Origin of the sequence: Aquabacterium sp. (assembly GCF_050725395.1) — a bacterium.
GTDB lineage: Bacteria > Pseudomonadota > Gammaproteobacteria > Burkholderiales > Burkholderiaceae_C > Aquabacterium.
The window spans coordinates 24,739-43,299 of the sequence record NZ_JBOHHL010000009.1; the positions used below are offsets into that span (position 1 = coordinate 24,739).

General features: G+C 66.8%; 17 protein-coding genes. 5 read left to right on the plus strand and 12 right to left on the minus strand.

Translation table 11 applies throughout. The features are described from left to right. Positions 1-59 precede the first annotated feature (59 nt). Positions 60-1,265: an MFS transporter gene (locus ACREB4_RS07895; protein WP_431587667.1), complete on the plus strand. Its 1,206-nt coding sequence runs from the start codon at positions 60-62 to the stop codon at positions 1,263-1,265. A gap of 183 nt (positions 1,266-1,448) precedes the next feature. Continuing rightward, on the plus strand, positions 1,449-3,503 hold the full coding sequence (locus ACREB4_RS07900; protein WP_431587668.1) for a CocE/NonD family hydrolase: 2,055 nt from the start codon (positions 1,449-1,451) through the stop codon (positions 3,501-3,503). A 13-nt stretch (positions 3,504-3,516) separates the two neighbouring features. Here the strand turns inward: ACREB4_RS07900 and ACREB4_RS07905 are convergent, their stop codons facing one another. The 10 genes from ACREB4_RS07905 to ACREB4_RS07950 form a co-directional block, all read right to left on the minus strand. After that, positions 3,517-4,857: a metallopeptidase TldD-related protein gene (locus ACREB4_RS07905; protein ID WP_431587669.1), complete on the minus strand. Its 1,341-nt coding sequence runs from the start codon at positions 4,855-4,857 to the stop codon at positions 3,517-3,519. 5 nt (positions 4,858-4,862) lie between these two features. Beyond that, positions 4,863-6,320 (minus strand): TldD/PmbA family protein, encoded by a 1,458-nt coding sequence (locus ACREB4_RS07910; protein ID WP_431587670.1) that lies wholly within the window; start codon positions 6,318-6,320, stop codon positions 4,863-4,865. A gap of 9 nt (positions 6,321-6,329) precedes the next feature. Beyond that, positions 6,330-7,217 (minus strand): helix-turn-helix domain-containing protein, encoded by an 888-nt coding sequence (locus tag ACREB4_RS07915; protein ID WP_431587776.1) that lies wholly within the window; start codon positions 7,215-7,217, stop codon positions 6,330-6,332. An 89-nt stretch (positions 7,218-7,306) separates the two neighbouring features. Continuing rightward, positions 7,307-7,540: a hypothetical protein gene (locus ACREB4_RS07920; RefSeq protein ID WP_431587671.1), complete on the minus strand. Its 234-nt coding sequence runs from the start codon at positions 7,538-7,540 to the stop codon at positions 7,307-7,309. A gap of 4 nt (positions 7,541-7,544) precedes the next feature. Further along, positions 7,545-8,366: an alpha/beta fold hydrolase gene (locus ACREB4_RS07925; protein ID WP_431587672.1), complete on the minus strand. Its 822-nt coding sequence runs from the start codon at positions 8,364-8,366 to the stop codon at positions 7,545-7,547. A 47-nt stretch (positions 8,367-8,413) separates the two neighbouring features. Continuing rightward, on the minus strand, positions 8,414-10,006 hold the full coding sequence (locus tag ACREB4_RS07930; protein WP_431587673.1) for an MFS transporter: 1,593 nt from the start codon (positions 10,004-10,006) through the stop codon (positions 8,414-8,416). Continuing rightward, complete coding sequence (locus tag ACREB4_RS07935) at positions 9,996-10,406, minus strand: DoxX family protein (RefSeq protein WP_431587674.1); 411 nt, start codon at positions 10,404-10,406, stop codon at positions 9,996-9,998. Before ACREB4_RS07935 ends, ACREB4_RS07930 begins: the two co-directional genes overlap by 11 nt. Continuing rightward, complete coding sequence (locus ACREB4_RS07940) at positions 10,406-12,298, minus strand: amidohydrolase (protein WP_431587675.1); 1,893 nt, start codon at positions 12,296-12,298, stop codon at positions 10,406-10,408. The genes ACREB4_RS07935 and ACREB4_RS07940 overlap by 1 nt, the downstream gene beginning before the upstream one ends. A 281-nt stretch (positions 12,299-12,579) precedes the next feature. Continuing rightward, positions 12,580-13,233, minus strand: a complete 654-nt coding sequence (locus tag ACREB4_RS07945) for a hydrolase (RefSeq protein ID WP_431587676.1) — start codon at positions 13,231-13,233, stop codon at positions 12,580-12,582. Positions 13,234-13,364: 131 nt separating this feature from the next. Then, positions 13,365-14,066: a pirin family protein gene (locus tag ACREB4_RS07950; protein ID WP_431587677.1), complete on the minus strand. Its 702-nt coding sequence runs from the start codon at positions 14,064-14,066 to the stop codon at positions 13,365-13,367. Positions 14,067-14,183: 117 nt separating this feature from the next. Between ACREB4_RS07950 and ACREB4_RS07955 the strand changes: the two genes are divergently transcribed. Both ACREB4_RS07955 and ACREB4_RS07960 read left to right on the plus strand, forming a co-directional pair. Continuing rightward, on the plus strand, positions 14,184-15,110 hold the full coding sequence (locus tag ACREB4_RS07955; RefSeq protein WP_431587678.1) for a LysR family transcriptional regulator: 927 nt from the start codon (positions 14,184-14,186) through the stop codon (positions 15,108-15,110). Between the two features lie 50 nt (positions 15,111-15,160). Beyond that, positions 15,161-15,634: a ribonuclease HI family protein gene (locus tag ACREB4_RS07960; protein WP_431587679.1), complete on the plus strand. Its 474-nt coding sequence runs from the start codon at positions 15,161-15,163 to the stop codon at positions 15,632-15,634. On the opposite strand, the gene ACREB4_RS07965 is transcribed toward ACREB4_RS07960, so the two are convergent. After that, entirely contained in the window at positions 15,631-16,335 is a 705-nt protein-coding gene (locus ACREB4_RS07965) for a DUF899 family protein (protein ID WP_431587680.1), read from the minus strand. The genes ACREB4_RS07960 and ACREB4_RS07965 overlap by 4 nt on opposite strands. A 141-nt stretch (positions 16,336-16,476) precedes the next feature. Between ACREB4_RS07965 and ACREB4_RS07970 the strand changes: the two genes are divergently transcribed. Further along, entirely contained in the window at positions 16,477-17,736 is a 1,260-nt protein-coding gene (locus ACREB4_RS07970) for a pectin acetylesterase-family hydrolase (RefSeq protein ID WP_431587681.1), read from the plus strand. Between the two features lie 7 nt (positions 17,737-17,743). Here ACREB4_RS07970 and ACREB4_RS07975 read toward each other — a convergent pair whose 3' ends face one another. Further along, entirely contained in the window at positions 17,744-18,541 is a 798-nt protein-coding gene (locus tag ACREB4_RS07975; RefSeq protein WP_431587682.1) for an SPFH domain-containing protein, read from the minus strand. Between the last annotated feature and the right edge of the window lie 20 nt (positions 18,542-18,561).

Consider the following 18,561-nt stretch of genomic DNA (forward strand, 5'->3'; position numbering starts at 1 on the left):
GAAACGCCTGAATCTTACGCCTAAGCTGGCGGCTCAGCCACTGCAACACCACCGCCGACATGCCTTCCACCGCCTGCTCAACCTGCCCACCCGATCTTCCTGCCACGCCGGAAGCGTCTGCCCAATGGCCCGCCGTGGCCTCGCTGGCGCTGGGGGTGTTCGGGCTGGTCACGGCTGAATTCTTGCCCGCCAGCCTGCTCACCGCGATGGCCGCCGATCTCCACGTGTCCGAAGGCGCGGCTGGCCAGACGGTCACGGCCACGGCCTTGGTGGGGGCGATCGCTGCGCCGTCCATCCCACTGCTCACGCGGCGTTTCGACCGCCGCGCCGTGCTGCTCGCGCTGACCTTCATGCTGCTGTTGTCCAACGCCCTGGCGGCCACCGCCGCCAGCTTGCCAGTGTTGTTGGCCGCGCGTGTGATGCTGGGGGTGGCCCTGGGGGGCTTCTGGTCGATGGCGGCCGCGCTGGCGATGCGCCTGGTGCCCGAGCACCTGTTTGCCCGCGCGATGTCCTTCATCCTCACGGGGGTGTCCATCGCCACGGTGTGTGCCGCGCCCATCGGCGCCTGGATGGGTGAGCTCTGGGGCTGGCGCAGTGCCTTCATCGCCGCGGGGGCGGTCAGCGTGCTCACCTTGGTCACCCAGGTGTTCACGCTGCCGTCCTTGCCTCCGCGCGACAACCCGGACCTGCGGGTGCTGGGTGAGTTGCTGCGGCGCCCCGGCGTGCGCGTGGCGCTGCTGGCCGTCCTGCTGGTCATCTCCGGCCACTTCGCCGGCTTCACCTACATCCGGCCGCTGATGGAGAACGTCACGCACTTGTCCGTCAGTGCCATCTCGGCGGTTTTGCTGGGCTACGGCATTGGCGGCTTCTTCGGCAACCTGGCGGGCGGCTACATCGCCGAGCGCAGTGAACGCCGCGCCATCGTGCTCGGGGGCGGGTTGATCGCGGCGCTGGCGGCCAGCCTGCTGCTGGCGGGCAGCTCGGCCCTGGTCACCGCCGTGGCCGTGGTGCTGTGGGGCTTTGCCTTCGGGGCTTTCCCGGTGGGCTTCCAGACCTGGATCGTGCGGGTGGCGCCTGACCAGGCCGAAGGCGCAGGTGGCCTGTTGGTGGCGGCTTTCCAGATCGCCATCGCCAGCGGTGCCATCGGCGGCGGCCTGCTCGTCGACCACATCGGCGCGATCGGCGGCCCGGCATTCGCGGTCACGGCGATGACGCTGGGCACCCTGCTGACGTTGCGCCACGGTCCACGCCCGGCGCGTGCTTGAGCGGGCGCCATGGTGGCGATGACCGTGTGACGTTCATCGTTTTTGCGAGCCCCCGCGCTCAAGCGTCTGCAAACCCTGTCACGGGATAGTCCTGATTGTTGAAGCCAGGGCCGGGCCAGAAAAATGCGCCAGCCTCGACGCCCGGCACTGGCGTGCCCGGCCCATCAATCAACAAGGGTTCCCATGCATCCGTCACCCGTCATCAAGGCCTGTCCGTTCATGCTCAAAACCCTGGTGGCCGGCCTCCTGGCTGTGGGCACCCACAACGTGGGCGCGCAGACCACCACCCTGGGCACGCGTGGGAGCACCAGCCAGGCCAACCCGGCGATCACGTCCAACGCAAACGCCGTGTGGCAGGACTACACGCGCAAGGAAGACTATCCGCGCGCCATCACCTTGCCCTTGCAGTTCATCACCACCAGCACGGGCGAGAAGCTGTCGGTGCGGGTGTCTGTGCCCGCCGACTTCTGGGGCAAGCAGGTGCCCGGCACCTTCCCCGCCATCCTGACGCAGACCGCCTACCGCAACGACGTGGGCCAGTTGCTGGGCACCATCGCCACGGCCGACACCACGCTGATGGTGGGCGGCAAAGATGACTTCATGATCCGCCGTGGCTACATCACCGTGGCGGTGGACGCGTATGGCACCGGCATGTCGAGTGGCGAAACCAAGCTGCTGGGCGCCGAAGAACAGCAGGCCTATGGCGAGGCCGTCAAGTGGGTGACGCAGCAGCCCTGGTTCAACGGCAACCTGGGGCTGGCCGGTACCTCCTACCTGGGCATTTCCAGCCTGCTCACGGCCGAGCAGCAGAACCCCGCGGTGAAGGCCGTGTTCGCGGTCGTGCCCATGGGCGATTCCTACCGTGGTGTGGTGGGCGCGGGTGGCCTGCTGAACGCGAAGTTCCTGAGCATCTGGCTGCCATTGACGCAATCGCTGAGCGTGGGCGCGCTCAACGACATCGAGAAACTGTCCAACCCCAAGTACGCCTCGATCATCGCCGCGGCCGATGCGCAGCACGTGGCCGCCATCGACAGCTGGTACCTGCCGACGGTCAACGATGGCCTGGCGGGCAAGGTGGGCATCGCGACCGACGATGGCGATTTCTGGGCGGTGCGCTCGCCGGTGGACAAGGCCTCCAGCATCAAGGTGCCGACCTTCATCGTGGGATCGACCAACGACATCTTCCAGCGCGACGAGCCCCTGATCTACGAACAACTGAAGAAGAACGTCAACACCAAGCTGCTGATCCTGCCGGGTTCGCACCTGCAAGCGGTGACGGGCCTGATCGCCGGGGCCAACAACACGGCCTCCAATGGCGCGCCTGGCGGCAAGTTCCTGTTGCTGCAGTGGTTCGACCAGTACCTCAAGGGCAAGAGCACGGGTGCCGAAACGTTGCCCAACGTGACCCAGTTCGTTCAAGGCTACGGCACGGGCAGCACCAAGCGCTATGCCCGCGCGACCGACTGGCCTCATCCCCAGGCCGCGGCACAACGCCTGTACCTGCGCGGCGACATGAGCCTGAGCGCGCAGCCCCCTGCCGCAGGCGAGATCGGCCACACCATCCGCGAACCCAAGGCGCCGGTGGTCTCCATCGTCCGCAACAACAAGACCGTGAAGGCCAGCGTCACCATCAACGATGGCAGCGAGTGCTCCAGCAGCTTCGTGCAGTGGACGCTGGGCATCGCCGGCCTGCTGCCGCAGGCCTGCTACAGCAACAGCGCCAAGGTCGAGGCCACGCAAGGCGCGCTGATCTACCAGACCGAAGTGCTGGCATCCGACCTGTACATCAATGGCCCGATCCAGGCCGATGTGTGGATGTCGGCCTTGAGCACCGATGCGGCCATCGCCATCCGCGTGGACGATGTCGACGCGGCCGGGGTGGCCACGCCCATCAGCACGGGCCTGATGTCGGCGCGCTACCGTGCGGTTGACAACAGCCGCTCGCGTTACCTGAATGGCGTGATGATCCAGCCGTGGCACCCGTTCACGGCCGCGTCGGCCCAGCCCTTGTCGCCTGGCCAGCCCGTGCTGGTGCCGGTGGAGATTTTCCCCAACGCCGCCTTGATCCGCAGTGGCCACAAGCTGCGCGTGGCGATCAGCGCCAGCAACCAAGCCCAAGGCGTGTGGCCCTTGCCTCAGCAGGCGGCCGTCAACGGCAACATCAGCACGGTCTTCAATGACGCGCAGCACCCTTCGAGCATCGTGCTGCCGGTGGTGCCGACCAGCGCCCTGAACTGAGGCTGGCCGCCGGTCACAGCGTCAATTCGAACCCTGCCACCAGCGCACCTGGCGTGGTGATGGAGCCGAGTTGACGCTGGCTGTAGGTGTTGGTGTCCTGGTGGATTTCGGCGTGGTCCGTCAAGGCGATCAGTCGTGGGCCCAGCAGGTCCAGCAGGTCGTCGTCGAAGCGCATGACTTGCAGCGGCGCGACCAGCTCGCCGTTCTCGACCCAGAAGCAGGCGAAGCGCGTCATGCCGGTGACACGGCAATGCTGGCGGTCGCTGTAGTTCAGGTAATGCAGGTTGCTGATGTACAGGCCCGTGCCGAGCGCCTTGAGCGCATCGGCTTCGGGCAGGCTGCCGGGCGCCATGCTGAGGGCTTGCGGGCTTTCGCCAGCCAAGGCGCCGTTGGTGGGCAGGCCGAACTCGCGCGCTGAACGCGGCGAGCACAGCGTGCCCGCATGTTGGCCATCCACCACCAGGGGCACCTGGCCCGGTCCGGTGAAACCTTCGGGCGTGAAGGCGGGCGCGATGCTGCGGCCCGTGTCCTCGCTCAGTTGCACGCTGGCGTGCAGCGTGGCCTCGCCACGCACCAGGCGCGTGAGCGAAGAGGTGCCCACCGCTTGTTCCTTCTGGCCAAAGCCGCTCCAGGCGAGAACGCCCAACAGCTCGGCCATGGCCGAGGGCGCGAAATAAGCGCGGTAGCGGCCAGGCGGCAGTGTCCGTGGGGCCTGCCCGAGCAATCGCAATTGCGCCGCGCCCTGCGCCAGTTGCCGGGCCCAGGCAGCTTCATCCCAGTGCTGACCGGCCCGAAGGGCTTTCACCGCCTTGTCGGTGGAGTGGTAGAGGCACCAGTCGAAGCTGAAGGTGTCGACCCGGTGCCAGTTGCGCTGGCCTCGGCTGTCGGCATAGGCGCGCACGATGGGACCGCTGGCATGGAAACCCACCAGGTCCAGGCCTGGCGCGTGCTTGGCCACCGCGTCGATCACCTGGCTGGCGCTGGGCAAGGTGCCGGCGTCATCGCGCTCGGTGTCGACCACGGTGTCGGGGCTCAGCAGGTAGGGGTCTTCCGGCAGCAAGGGCAGGTCGCGGGCCAGTTCGGCCTGGGCATGCAGCAAGGCGGCGGTGTCCAGGAGCCGGTCGCCCACCAGCGTCAGGGTGCTGTCGGCCGAGCGGGCGCCTTGCGTCAGTGTCACGGTGGCATAGGCCTGGCTCACCTGCGTGGCCTGGCGCACGCGCGCGTGGTTGAAACGGATGAAGGTGGTGTCCTCGGCGGCAATGTGCAGGCTGCAGGTGGACGCGCCGGGCGTGGCCTCGAGCGCGGCATCCATCAGGATGTCGAGGTAGTGGCGGTTGGTGAGGTGGTTGGACATGGTCGTCAGGCTCCGCCAAACACCGCCACATCGGCGAACTTGCACACGGGGGCGGCGTGGCCCACGCGGATGACCTGCGATGGTTCGCCCTTGCCACAGAAGGGCGTGCCCATGACCTCGAAGGTGCTGGCATCGCCCACCATGGCCAGTGAGCGCCAGAAGGTGGCCGAGATGCCGCGGTAGTTGGGGTTGCGCACGACCTCGGCCAGCTGGCCGTGCCGGATCATGCGGCCGTGTTCGCAGCCGAACTGGAATTTGTTGCGGGAGTCGTCGATGCTCCACGAGCAATTCGTGCGCATCAGCACACCATGCTCGATGGACGCGATGATCTGGTCGAAGCGGGCATCGCCGGGTTCGACGTTGAGGTTGCTCATGCGGTCGATGGGCGCGCGGTTCCACGACGAGGCGCGCGTGGTGGCCAGGCCACCCAGGTCGAAGCCCAGCGCACGTGCCCGGGATTGCGAAATGGCGCCACCCAGGGGTTGCTGGAGGATGCCGTGTTCGATGATGCGTTGGCGTTGCGCGCCCGTGCCATCGTCGTCGAAGGCGAACCCTGCGAACTCGTGCGCCTGCTGCGGATCGTGCGAGACGTTGAGCAGATCGCTGCCATAGCGGTAGTGGCCGAACATGTCGAGCGTGACGAAGCTGGTGCCCGCGAAGTTGCGTTCGTCGCCCAGAATGCGGTCGAGCTCCAGCGGGTGGCCGATGGACTCGTGGATCTGCAGCATCATCTGGTCGGGCATGAGGACCAGGTCCAAGGTGCCGCTGGGGCAGGGCGGGGCCAGGGTGAGTTCGATGGCCTCTTGTGCGACGCGGGGGCCGTCGGTCCTGAAGCCGGAACGGTCGATCACCTCCAGGCCGCCTTGCTGGCAGAAACCGTTGTACTGGCCGGCCGATGAGCGGGTCTGGGTCACGCCGTGGGCCTGCGCCGTGGCCTGGATGGCCGGGGTCAGCATCTGCCAATGCTGTTCGGCGCGCGCCCCATCGCTGGTGAGGTGGAGCTGGTCGGCGTGGACGGTCCACAGGCTGGCCTGCCAGTCGATGATGCGGTCGTCGACCTTCGTGGCGGCGCTGACCGCGCGCAGCAGCTCGATCCGGTCGCTCAGGCTCATTTGCGCACTGTCCCTGATCACCTCGCTGTCGTAGCGGCCTTGCGGGCTCGGCATGCGCAGGCTGCCGGGGTCGAACACGGTGCGGCCCGCGGTGGCGCGCGCCAAGGCTTGCGCGCGGGCAAAGGCGACCTTGAGCCCGGCCGCCGAGGTGTCGCTGGTGGCGGCATAGCCCAGGCCACCGCCCGCGATCACCGTCACCATCGCGCCTTCGTCACGCGTCACGGACGGTGATTGCGCGATGTTCTGGCGGACCAGCAGGCGCTGGCTGCGTTCGCTCACGCCGCGCACGGCCCAGTGGTCGATGCCCGCGGGGGCGGCCTGGCGCGCGTGGGATTCAAGCTCATCGAACATGTTCTGGCCTCATCGCATGTCGCGCCGCCAACGGCCCGGGGTGGCCCCCACCCACTGGGTGAAGACCCGCGTGAAATGGCTTTGGTCCGCGAAGCCGCACAGGGTGGCGACCTCGGCGGTCGGTGTGGTGGTGTCGCGCAGCAGGTGCCGGGCATGCTCGATGCGCTGCGCCTGGAGCCACTGGTGGGGCGTCTGGCCCGTGGTCTTCCGGAAGGTCCTGATGAAATGGCTTCTGGACAGCGAGCAGGCCTCGGCGATGTCGGCGATGGAGGCACTGCCATCCAGGCGGTTGAGCAGCATCTCCTTGGCCCGCCGCTCATGGGCGCGTGACAGGGCCTGGGATTTGGGCTGGGCACTTCGCAGGCCGCCGCCATATTGCTCAAGCAAGTGGGTTTCGATCACGGCGCCCATCTGTTCCACGAAGACGCGGCTGGCTTCGGCCGGACGGTCGAGCGCCGGGGCGAGCGCGCAGGCCAGGTTGGCCAGAACGGGGTCAGGGAGGCCGGTCACGCCGTCGAGTCCCTTGACGCGCGTGCCCATGCGTTCGCCGATGGCGCGGTCGAAGGAGGCGCCGGAGAGCTCCAGCAGCAGGAAGTCGAAAGGCCCGCGCAGGTCGGCCCGGTAGTCGTGCGAGAAGCTGCGCACGTACACGGACCCGGCGCTGAAATCATGGGACGAACTGTGGTGCCCATGGAAGATCTTGCGGCGATGCCCGCTGGCCATCGAGACGCCGACGAGGAAGCCACGGTCGCTGGCCGGCGTGGACACGTGGCCCAGTTGCGTGTCGTCGGTGCGCCGCCGGTAGAACTGGATGCCATCGCCGCTGATGTCCAGGCTCTTGTGAAGCTTGTGGCTGGCGCAGCCCAGTGAGTCGGTGGGGGATGGCGGGGCGATCATGGGGGACAAGGTCGGACGCTCTCTTTCGCGGTACAGGCCGTGGGGACGGGCTGTGCTGAACGATAGCAGTTCTTGCTGACGACGGTTGGTCAGTCGCCATACCGCTCTTGGAGGTGGGTGCGCAGGGCCCGGAGGAGTTGGTCGAGGAACCGCGGGCTGCCGGGAGCGTGCGGGTCCATCAAGGTGATCAGCAAGGCCCGCGCCAGCGCCGCCAGCACGAGGTCCTTGCCGGGCGGATCGCGTGGCGCGTCGTCCCCATTGGAAGCCGAGGCGGCCGGCATGGCGACCGTGGCCTCCGGCTTCCTGGACGATGACCGCTTCACGGTGTCAGGATTTCACAAAGGCCAGCAGGTCTTCGTTGAGCTGGTCGGCGTGCGTCGTGGCCGTGGCATGGGGGGCGCCTGGGTAGACCTTCAACGTCGCACCCTTGATCAGGCTGGCGGCCAGCTTGCCCGTGGTTTCGAAGGGCACGACCTGGTCGTCGTCGCCATGGATCACGAGCGTGGGCACATCGATCTTGGCCATGTCCGGGCGGAAGTCTGTTTCCGAAAAAGCGGTCACGCAGTCGATGGTGCCTTTGATGGACGCGTGCAGGGCGATGAAGAGCGTCTGCTTGAACACGCCCGGCGAGACCTTGGCGCCAGGGCGGTTGGTGCCGTAGAACAAGGTGTTGAAGTCGTCCAGGAACTGGGCGCGGTCGGCGGTCAGGCCTTGGCGGATGCCTTCAAAAACGGACAGGTCGACGCCGCCGGGGTGGCCTTCGGCCTGGCCGAAGATGGGCGTCACGGCGCTGATCAAGGCCAGTTTGGCCACGCGGGCGCTGCCGTGGCGGGCGATGTAGCGGGTGATGTCGCCGCCGCCCATCGAGAAGCCCGCCAGCACCACGTTCTGCAGGTCGAGTTGGCCGATCAGTTCGGCAATGTCGTCGGCGAAGGTGTCGTAGTCGTAGCCGGTCCAAGGCTGGCTGGAGCGGCCGAAACCACGGCGGTCAAAGGCAATGGCGCGGTAGCCGCGCGAGGCGAAGAACAGCATCTGGGCGTCCCACATGTCGGCGTCCAGGGGCCAGCCGTGGCTGAACAGGATGGGCTGGCCGGTGCCCCAGTCCTTGTAGTAGATCTCGGTGCCGTCTTTGGTTTGGAGGGTGGGCATGACTCGGGTCCTTTGGTGGGTGAGAGGGTGGTGAAGGAAAAATGTGCTCAGGGCAGGCGCAAGGCCAGGAAGTGGTGGACCACCGGCCGGTCGGGGCCGGTGTGGAAGCGCAGGGCCTCGGCCTGGAGGTCGGCGTCGGCCTTGGACACGCGGCGGTGCTGCCGAAGGTGTTCGGCCCACGACTCGACCATGAACCATTCGATGACCCGTTCCGGCTCGCTGGTGTGTTCGGCCACGCCCCAGGCGTAGGCGCCGTCGCGGCGGCGTTCTTGCGCGACATGGCGCATGGCGTGCAGGAAGGCCGGGATGTCGTGCTTGCGGACCTTGTATTCGACCTGGATGACGACGGGGCCGCGGTCGTGCGCCACGGGCTCGGTCAGCATCGGCTCGGGCCAGTGGTTGGAGGCTTGCAGGTCGGCTTCGCCAGTGGGCAGCTTGACGCGGTGAGAAACCAGCGAGACCAGGACCAGTCCCCCGGCGCCGATCAGCAAGGTGGTGGGGATGCCGACCTCTTGTGCGAACAGCCCCCAGGCCAGGCTGCCAGCGGCCATCGCGCCGTTGAACACCATCAAGTAGATGGCCAGGCCACGGCCTCGCACCCAGTTGGGCAGCACCGACTGGGCCACGCCATTGAGCGTGGTCAGGGCGATGATCCAACCCACGCCCAGGACCAGCATCAGCAGCACGGCGGCCCATTGGGGCGGTGCCAGGGACAGCGCGGCCATCACGCCAGCGCTGAGCACCGAGGACAGCAGCACCAGGCCATCCGAGCTCAAACGCCCGCGCAACCTGGGCAGCACGAGCGCGCCAGCGATGGCGCCAGCGCCCACGGCCCCGAGCATGAGGCCGTAGAAGCCCGCCGTGCCTGACAGCATCTTGCGCGCGACCAAGGGCAGCAGCGCCCACACCGAGCTGGCGAAGAGGAAGAACACCGCAGCGCGCAGCAGCACCACGTGCAGTTCTCGACTCGATCTGGCGTAGCGCAAGCCGGCCCGGAACGCACCGAAGAACTGCTCTGGCAGGTCGGTGCTGGTGGCCGCCGGTCGGTGCCACCACAGCAGTGCCGCGATGACGAAGACATAGCTCAGCACGTCGGCGCCATAGGCCGCGGCGGCGCCAAAGCTGGCCAGCAGCATGCCACCGGCCGCCGGACCCAGCGCGCGCGCGATGTTGATGCCCAGCGAGTTCAGCGCCACGGCATTCTTCAGGTCTGAGCGGGGCACGAGTTCGGGCACGATGGATTGCCAGGTCGGACCCATGAGCGCCGCGCCGATGCCACCCACGAAGGTCAGCGCGACCAGGTAGTCCACCGTCAGCAACTGGGTCTTGGACAGCAGCAGCAAGGTGCCACTGACACAGGCCAGCAGGACCTGGATGCCAATGAGGAAGCGCCGGCGGTCGAGGATGTCGGACAGCACGCCGGCCGGGATCGCGAGCAAGAAGATGGGCAGGGTGGCGGCGGTCTGGATCAGCGCGACGGCGGCCGGGCTGGCCGACAGCTCGGTCACCATCCAGGCGCTGGCCACGTCGCGCATGAAGCTGCCGATGTTGCCCAGCACCGTGGCCATCCAGAGGACGGCGAAGACAGGCGAGCGAAGGGGCGCGAAGCTGCTTGAAGAGGAAGCGGTGTTAGAAGACATGGCGTCCCCCCAGGTCATGCCAGGCCACCAGCAGGAATCCCCCCGCCAGCCCCCAGTGTTCAAAAAAGGCGTTGGCCACGAGGCGGCGCTCTGGCTTGGGCAGCTTCCAGAAACGGTCCGCCAGCAGGTTGGCCAGCACGGTGAAGCTCGCCAGGGCCAGGGCGCCCAGCCAGCGGTGGACATGGGCCAGCACCATGAACGACGCGGCAAGCTCGAACGCGATGGTTGCCGCCGCCAAGGGGGCGGCAGGGCGCAGTCCGAAGTGCCGCATCTCGGCGATGGCACCGGGGAAATCGCGCAGCTTGTCGATGGCGCCTTGCAGGTAGGCCAAGCACAGCAGGAGCAGGGCCAGCCAATGTGCCCATGGCGACGTGGCCAGGTCTTTCAGGTCATCCAGCATCACACGGCCCAGCAGGCACAACCCAGCGCGCCCCAAAAGCCTTTGAGGTCGGCGATGGGCAGCTTGCTGCTCCAGGCCGTGGCGTGCTGGTGACCGTGCAGGTTGCAGTCGTTGGCACAGGCGCAATTGGCGGCCGCCTTGCGCATGACGGCCTGCATGGGCGCACCTTCCTGCTCGCCCCAGTTGCCGTAGCCGCCGAACTTGCGCACGGGCGACCAGTCGGGCATGGCGGGGGGCAGGGCGTTGCCGTCGTGCGGGGCGAAGTCGCCCGCGCCGTAGACCACCTTGCCGCCGACGATGGTGAGCAGCGCCGTGGTGTCGGCGATGTCGGCCTCGGGGCAGCTGAAGAAGTCGCGGTCGGGCACGACCAGGTCGGCGAACATGCCGGCTTCGATGCGGCCCTTCTTGCCGACTTCATTGGAGAACCAGGTGACGTTCTCGGTCCACATGCGCAGCGCGGTGTCGCGGTCCAGGCAGTTGCGCTGCGGATAAAGCTGCATCCCGCCCACGGTCTTGCCCGTGATCAGCCACGACAGCGACACCCATGGGTTGTACGAGGCGACCCGCGTGGCGTCGGTGCCGGCCGAGACCTTCACGCCCTTCTCGATCATGCGCGACACGGGCGGCGTGGCCTCGGCCGCACCGGCGCCATAGCGCTCGACAAAGTACTCGCCTTGGTAGGCCATGCGGTGCTGCACGGCGATGCCGCCGCCCAGTGCCGCGATGCGGTCGATCGATTGGTCGGAGATGGTTTCGCAGTGGTCGAAAAACCAGTTCAGGCCCTGCAGGGGCACGTCCTGGTTGACGCGCTCGAACACATCCAGCGCGCGGCTGATGGTCTCGTCGTACGTGGCATGCAGGCGCCAGGGCCAGCGGTTTTGCGCCAGCACGCGCACCACCTCTTCCAACTCGCCTTCCATCTCGGGCGCCATGTCGGGACGCGGCTGGCGGAAGTCCTCGAAGTCGGCGGCTGAAAACACCAGCATCTCGCCCGCGCCGTTGTGGCGGAAGTAGTCGGTGCCCTGCTTGTACTGGGAAGTCGCCGTCCAGTTCAGGAAGTCTTCCTTCTCCTGCTTGGGCTTTTGCGTGAACAGGTTGTAGGCCAGGCGGATGGTCAACTGGCCGGCGTCCGACAGTTCCTGGATCACCTTGTAGTCGTCTGGGTAGTTCTGGAAGCCGCCGCCGGCGTCGATGGCGCCGGTCACGCCCAGGCGGTTCAACTCGCGCATGAAGTGGCGTGTGGAATTGAGTTGGTACTCGTAAGGCAGCTTGGGGCCCTTGGCCAGCGTGGCGTAGAGGATGGACGCGTTGGGTTTGGCCAGCAGCAGGCCGGTGGGGTTGCCGGCGCTGTCGCGCACGATCTCGCCACCGGGTGGTGGGGGCGTGTCACGCGTGTAACCCACGGCGCGCATCGCGGCACCATTGAGCAGGGCGCGGTCGTACAGGTGCAGCAAGAAGACCGGTGTGTCGGGCGCGACGGCGTTGAGCTCGTCGATGGTGGGCAGGCGCTTCTCGGCAAACTGGTGTTCGGTGAAACCGCCGACCACGCGCACCCATTGCGGCGCGGGCGTGATGTCGACCTGGCGCTTGAGCATGCCCATGGCATCGGCCAGGCTGCGCACGCCGTCCCATCGCAACTCCAGGTTGAAATTGAGGCCGCCGCGGATGATGTGCAGGTGGTTGTCGATCAGGCCTGGCAGCACGCGCTTGCCTTTCAAGTCGATGACTTGGGTGTCGGGGCCGGCGAGTGGCATCACTTCGTGGTCCTGGCCCACCTTCAGGAAGCGGCCGTTCTGGATGGCGACGGCGCTGGCGGTGGGGTTGGCTTTGTTCAGCGTGGTGATGAGGCCATGGTGGAGGATCAGTTCGGGCGTGGTGCGTTCGGTGCTCATGTTGCGTGCTCCTGGTGTTTCGCTTGGTATGGCTTGGGCCGAGGGTGCGGTGTGGCCCTTGCGCGAATGTCCCCCGGCCTGCGGCCTCCTCCTTTATTTCGCTTCAGGGCCACACCGCACCCTCGGCCGGGACCGTGGCGCTGCACGGGGTGCGCACGCAATGGTGCTTCCAGATCAGGCTGATGGCATGCCCTGCGCAGCGAAATAAAGGAGGAGGCCGCAGGCCGGGGGACATTCGCGGAGCAGGGCATGCCATCGGCCTGATCCCGCTCAAAACCCAATCAGCCTTCGTGCGCACCGAACATGGCGCGGGCGTAGTTGATGCCGATGCCGTAGCCGCCGCCGAACTTGCGGGCGATGCCGGTGGTCATGTCGTAGGTGTCGCTGCGGGCCCAGTCGCGTTGCAGCTCCAGCAGGTATTGCAGCGAAGTGATGGGCTGGGCGCCAGCCTGCACCATGCGGTCCATGGCGCGGTTGTGGGCTTCGGCCGAGACGTCGCCGCAGGCATCGGCGATCACGAAGACTTCGAAGCCCTGGTCCAGCGCCGACAGGGCCGGGCCCACGATGCAGACGCTGGTCCAGAGACCGGCCAGCACGATGCGCGGCTTGCCGATCTCGTTGATGCGCTGGATGACGGCGGCGTCTTCCCAGGTGTTCATCGAGGTGCGGTCGAGCAAGGTCTGGCCAGGGAAGGGCGCGGTCACCTCGTCGAACATGGGGCCGGAGAAGCTCTTCTCGGCGACCGTGGTCAGGACGGTGGAGACCTTGAAGCCGGCGGCGGCACTGGCCACCAGGCCGGCGTTGGAGCGCAGTTGAACCGGGTCGATCGAGTGCGTGGCGAAGGCCATCTGCGACTGGAAGTCGATCATGACCAGGGTGTGGTCGTGAGGGTTCAGCAGCTTGGCGCCAGGGGTGGGTGTTGCGGTGATGGCCATGGTGAAAATCCTGTGGAGGTGAGACCGACCATAAAAGAGGCGGCCCGGGTGGGATAGATGCTTTGTGCTTTTTTGGAAGAAATGCGCGGTGTGCACGGCCGGGGCTCGATGCCCCGGCTGTCATCGCCGTGTCACGGCGCCGTGTCGACCAGCACGATCTCGGCGTCGGACAAGGCCTTCACGGTGAAGCCCTCGACGTCCTTGATGGCGGCGCCATCGCGGGCGGCCAGTGCCACGCCGTCCACCTCGACATCGCCGTGGGCCGTCACCAGGTAGGCGCGGCGGCCCTGGCCCAGGTGATATTGCGCAGACTCGCCGGCCTTGAGCGTGGCCCCCAGCACCCGGGCATCGGTGCGGATGGGCAAGGCCTCTTCATCGCCCGCCACGCCGCTGGCCAGGGCCACGAACTGGCCGGAGCGGTCGCCCTTGGGGAAGGGCTTGGCGCCCCACGATGGCGGCTGGCCACGGCCATCCGGGATGATCCAGATCTGGAAGATCTTGGTGGTCACGGATTCCTGGTTGTACTCGGAGTGGCGGATGCCGCTGCCGGCGCTCATCACCTGCACATCGCCCGCTTCGGTGCGCCCCTGGTTGCCCAGGTTGTCCTGGTGCGTGATCGCCCCTTCACGGACGTAGGTGATGATTTCCATGTCGGCGTGGGCATGCGGCGGAAAGCCCGTGCCGGGGGCGATGGTGTCGTCGTTCCACACCCGCAGCGCCCCCCAGCCCATGCGTTCGGCATCGTGGTAGTTGGCGAAGGAGAAATGGTGCTTGGCGTCAAGCCAGCCGTGGTTGGCTCCACCGAGCTCTTCAAAGGGGCGGCGTTCGATCATGGTGTGGCTCCGTTTCGTTCAATGCGTGTGTCGATGGGTGAACTTTAGATTTTTGAGATCCATAAGAGAATAGAAAATATGGAAAACAATGCATGCCAAAAATGGCATGATTGATTCATGAGTAAATTGCCCGACCTGGAAGCCTGGGCCATCTTCGCCAAGGTGGCCGAAACCGGCTCCTTCGCCAAGGCGGCGGCCGACCTGAACCTCTCGCAGCCCACGGTGTCCAAGGCCATCACTCGGCTGGAAGGCCGACTGCGCACGGTCCTGTTCCACCGCACTTCGCGCAAGATGTCGCTCACGGCCAGCGGCCAGGCCTCGCTGGAACGCGCAGCGCGCATCCTGAGCGAGGGCGAGGCGGTCGAGGCCGAGGTGACCGAGCAGTCCAAGAGCCTGCGCGGCGGCATCCGCATCGCGGCGCCCATGTCCTTTGGTGTGCTGCACCTGGGGCCGGCCTTGCCGCTGTTCATGCAGCAGCACCCCGACGTGACCCTGGACGTGCATTTCAGCGACGAGATGATCGACGTGGTGGACCAGGGCTTCGACCTGGCCTTGCGCATCTCGAACCTGCCCGACTCCAGCCTGCTGGCGCGGCGCCTGTGCTCGGTGCGCATCCTGCTGGTGGGCTCTCCCGCATACTTCGAGCAGCACGGCCACCCGCAGCACCCGCGCGACCTGGCCTCGCACCGGGCCCTGCGTTATGCGAACACGCGCGTCGGTGAGGCCTGGCGTTTCCGCCACAAGAAGAAAGGCGAGTTCGCACAGGTCGTGCCTTCATCGCTCAAGGTGAACAACGCCGAAGCATTGGTGCCGGCCCTGCGCGCGGGCCTGGGTCTGGCCTTGCAGCCCGAGTTCCTGGCCTGGGAGGATTTGCAGTCGGGCGCGGTCCAGACCACCCTGGCCGACTGGCAGGTGCCGTCCATCGCCCTGCACATCGTGTCGCCACCGGGGCGGGCCAAGCCAGCGCGCGTGCAGGCGCTGATCGAGTTCCTGGCCAGGCATTTCGCCGAGGCGCCCTGGGCGGTGGAGGCTTCGGCCCGCTGATGCCCTGCGCTCGGACCATCGGGCGCTGGGCTGGCTATCATGCACGCTCCATGACCGCCTCTGATCCCGATTCCACGACCTGGACCATCCACTGCGATGGCAGCGCCGTCCCCAATCCCGGGCGCATGGGCATCGGTGCCGTCATGGTCGATCCCCATGGCCAACGGCATGTGCTGTCGAAGGCCACGCACGCGGTCGGTTGCAACAATGAAGCCGAATTGCGCGCCTTGATGGCCGCGTTGCAGGCTTTGAAGTCATGGCAGGCCACCTCGCTCCAGGTTTACAGCGACAACAGCGTGCTGGTCGAGCAACTCACCGTGCTTGGCTGCAAGCCTGTTGTCCGCCTGGCCCCTTTGTTCGACGAGGCCCGCGCGCTGCTGGCGAGTTTCGCGCACGTCAGCCTGCGGTGGATACCACGCCACCGCAATGGCGAGGCCGATGCCCTGGCCCGCGTCGCCCTGGGCCTGCCCTTGGCCGCCCCGCCAAGCCCATCGTTGAAGCGCCAGAAGAAGCGACGCCGCTAGGCCTGGGCTGGGTAGCTGAGCTTGGGGTACCAATCGCTGCCGCGTCCGCCGGGCGTCAGGTCCAGCAGATTCCACAAGGGCACAGGGTCGGGCGCGCCGCGCGGGTCTTGCCCGGGGTCCTGCGTGCCGCCCATCTCGCCACCCCAGAAATGCCGGACCACCCCATCGCGCTTGACCCACACGTCCATCGCGGGCCATTCATCGCCGTTGGGGGCCAGGCCCCGGTAATCGCGGGAGAAGTCGTCGCCGACCGTGGCGTAGAACTTCAGGTGGCGCCAGCCGCGTTCACGGGCGAAGGCCAACTGGCGTTCCACCGGGGAGCGGCCGATCACGGCCAGGGCCACGCGCTGGGTGAGGTCCACGGCGGTGAGGTCGAGCGGGCCGAGCAAGGCCGTGCACATGGGGCAGGGGCGCTCGCGCTGCGGACCGAACATCCAGAAGTAGGTGATCAGCGTGTCGTGTTTGCCGAACAAGTCGGCCAGCCGCACCGTCTGGCCGTTCTCGTCCTTGAACTGGTAGGGGCCGGCTTCGCCGCCAGGCGGCAGCGCACGGCGTTGTTCGGCCACGCGCTCGATGTGGCGCCTCAGCTCGACCTCTTCGGCGAGCAGGCGTGTTCGGGCTTCACGGTACTCGGCGCTGTCGTTGGGGTAGGGCTGGCTGACAAGGGCGGCCAGTTCGGCGGCGGGTTTCAGTGCGGTCATGGGGCGCTCCTTTGGACTGAATCGGGCGCAGCAATCGCCATTCCCGATGCCGTTAAACAGGGATCGAGTTCCGCAGAAACCCGGGGACGGTTGCGCCGGGGTTCCTGCTCCAATCCGTGAACTTGTCACCAGGAGCACACGATGATCAGCAAGCAGTCAGTGGCGCGGGGCCTCACCACGGTGGCCTTGGCGGGCGCGGCCTTCGCCGCCCACGCGGTCAGCTATTTTTCCTGGCAGACCGTCGAGCTGCCGGTGGCCTCGGGCGCCTCGTGCGGCAACGGCACGCCCTTTCGCTTCTTCGTGAACCGCACGCCCCTCACCAACCGCACCATCGTGGTCTACGAAGGCGGCGGGGCCTGCTGGGACCAGAAGTCCTGCCTGGGCGGCGACCTCCTGTCGGCCTCCAACCCCAACGGGGTGCCCAGCAACTACATGGCCGAGTTGCCCCACCAGCTGTCCACGCCCTTCACTGCGCGCCTGAACCCCTTGCAAACCGTGCGCACCCAAGGCTGGAACATCGTGTTCGTGCCCTATTGCACGGGCGATGTCCACACCGGCAACGCCACGGCCGTGTACGCCGATGCGGACCCGACCAAGCCCCTGGCTTACTTCCACCGTGGTTCGATCAACAGCGAAGGTGTGGCGGCCTGGCTCAAGGCCAACCTGCCGCGTCCCGACCAGTTGCTGGTCACTGGCTTCTCGGCGGGTGGTGCGGGGGCCACGGCCAACTATGGCGTGATCCGCCAGGCGCTGGGGCCCAAGAAGTCCGCCCTGCTGGCCGACTCGGGCCCGCTCTACCCGGCACCACAGGCAGGCCAAGCCACGCAGTACCCCTCGCTGCCTTTGCAGAACAGGATCCGCGTGGCCTGGGGCCTGGACGGCCCGAACGGCCTGGTGACCAAGCTGCTGGCCCAGTACCCGAACGCGGGCGATGCCCACAACCTGGGGTCGATGACCACGGGCCTGGCCAAGATCTTCCCGCAAGACCGCCTGGGCTATGCCCTGTTCCAGCAAGATGGCGTGTACTCGGACTTCTCGTACACCAAGTTCTACCCCGAGATCGCCGCTGCCACGGGCGATGCCAAGGCGCAGTTGCTGAACGTCAAGTGGCGCCAGGACATCGGCAACTGGTTGGCCGCGATCCAGCCCAACCAGAACGTGGGCTACTACGTGCCCTATGCTCGCGACATCATCAACTCGCACTGCCTGACCACGGTCACCTTTGGTGGGACGGCCATCAAGGAAGCGAACCTGAAGAACCTCAACAGCTTCATCGACAACCTGCTCGATGGCAGCGGCACGCCCTTGCGGGTGGTCGAGGTGGCCCAGGTCAAGCAGGCCGCCTTCCCGGGCTTCTGGGGCACGATCCTCAACCCCATCCTGGCCTCGCTCGGCTATTGAGTGGCCATCATTTTGCGTTGACGATGCCCTTGAAGTCGTAGGGCACGACGATGGTCTGGACCTTGCCGGCGGCCACGCCCTCGGCAATCTTCAGGTTGGCCATCGCGTTCATGTAGCCGATCGCACCGGCGTTGGCATTCAAGGCCGCGATGCGTTCGGCTTCCTTCCTGGCGGTCTGCACTTCCACTTCCTTGGTCTTGAGCTCGTTCTGAGCGCGGACCAGTTCGTTGGCGCTGTTGACGATGACGTCGGCGGGCAGGATGGCGCGCACCTGCACTTGCGACACCGTGATCTTGTCGGCCAGCTTCTCTTCGCCCAATGTCTTGATGATGTTCTCTCGGATCTGCTGCTCGATCAGCGGCCGGTTGTCCGACATCTTCAGCGACTCATAACCGCGTGCCACCTTGTAGGCCGCGTTGCGCGCGGTCAGGGCCACGTAGTTCTGCATCAGCAGGATGTCGTCGCCATGCTCGGACAGGCCGTGGAACGTGCGGTTCTTGGTGGTCCACAGCTCGGACACCGCCGAGGGGTTCACGTTGTAGACCACCGTCATGTCGAAGTCCTTGACCGTGGAATTGTCGGACGCCAGCGGCGTCAGGTTGTCCACGCCCACGGCCACGTCCTGGATCTTGAAGGTGAGGATGCTGCCGACCAGGGTCTGGTTGAAAGAGCCGGGCAGGCGCTCGACCGGGTCGGTGGTCTTGTCGAAGTTGATGCGCAAGCCGACCTCGCCGGTTTCGATGCGGGTGCAGCCCGTCAATGCGATGGCCGAGACGATGGCGAGCGTGCCGAAGTGGTGTTTCATGGGGCCTCCCTGGGCTGGGT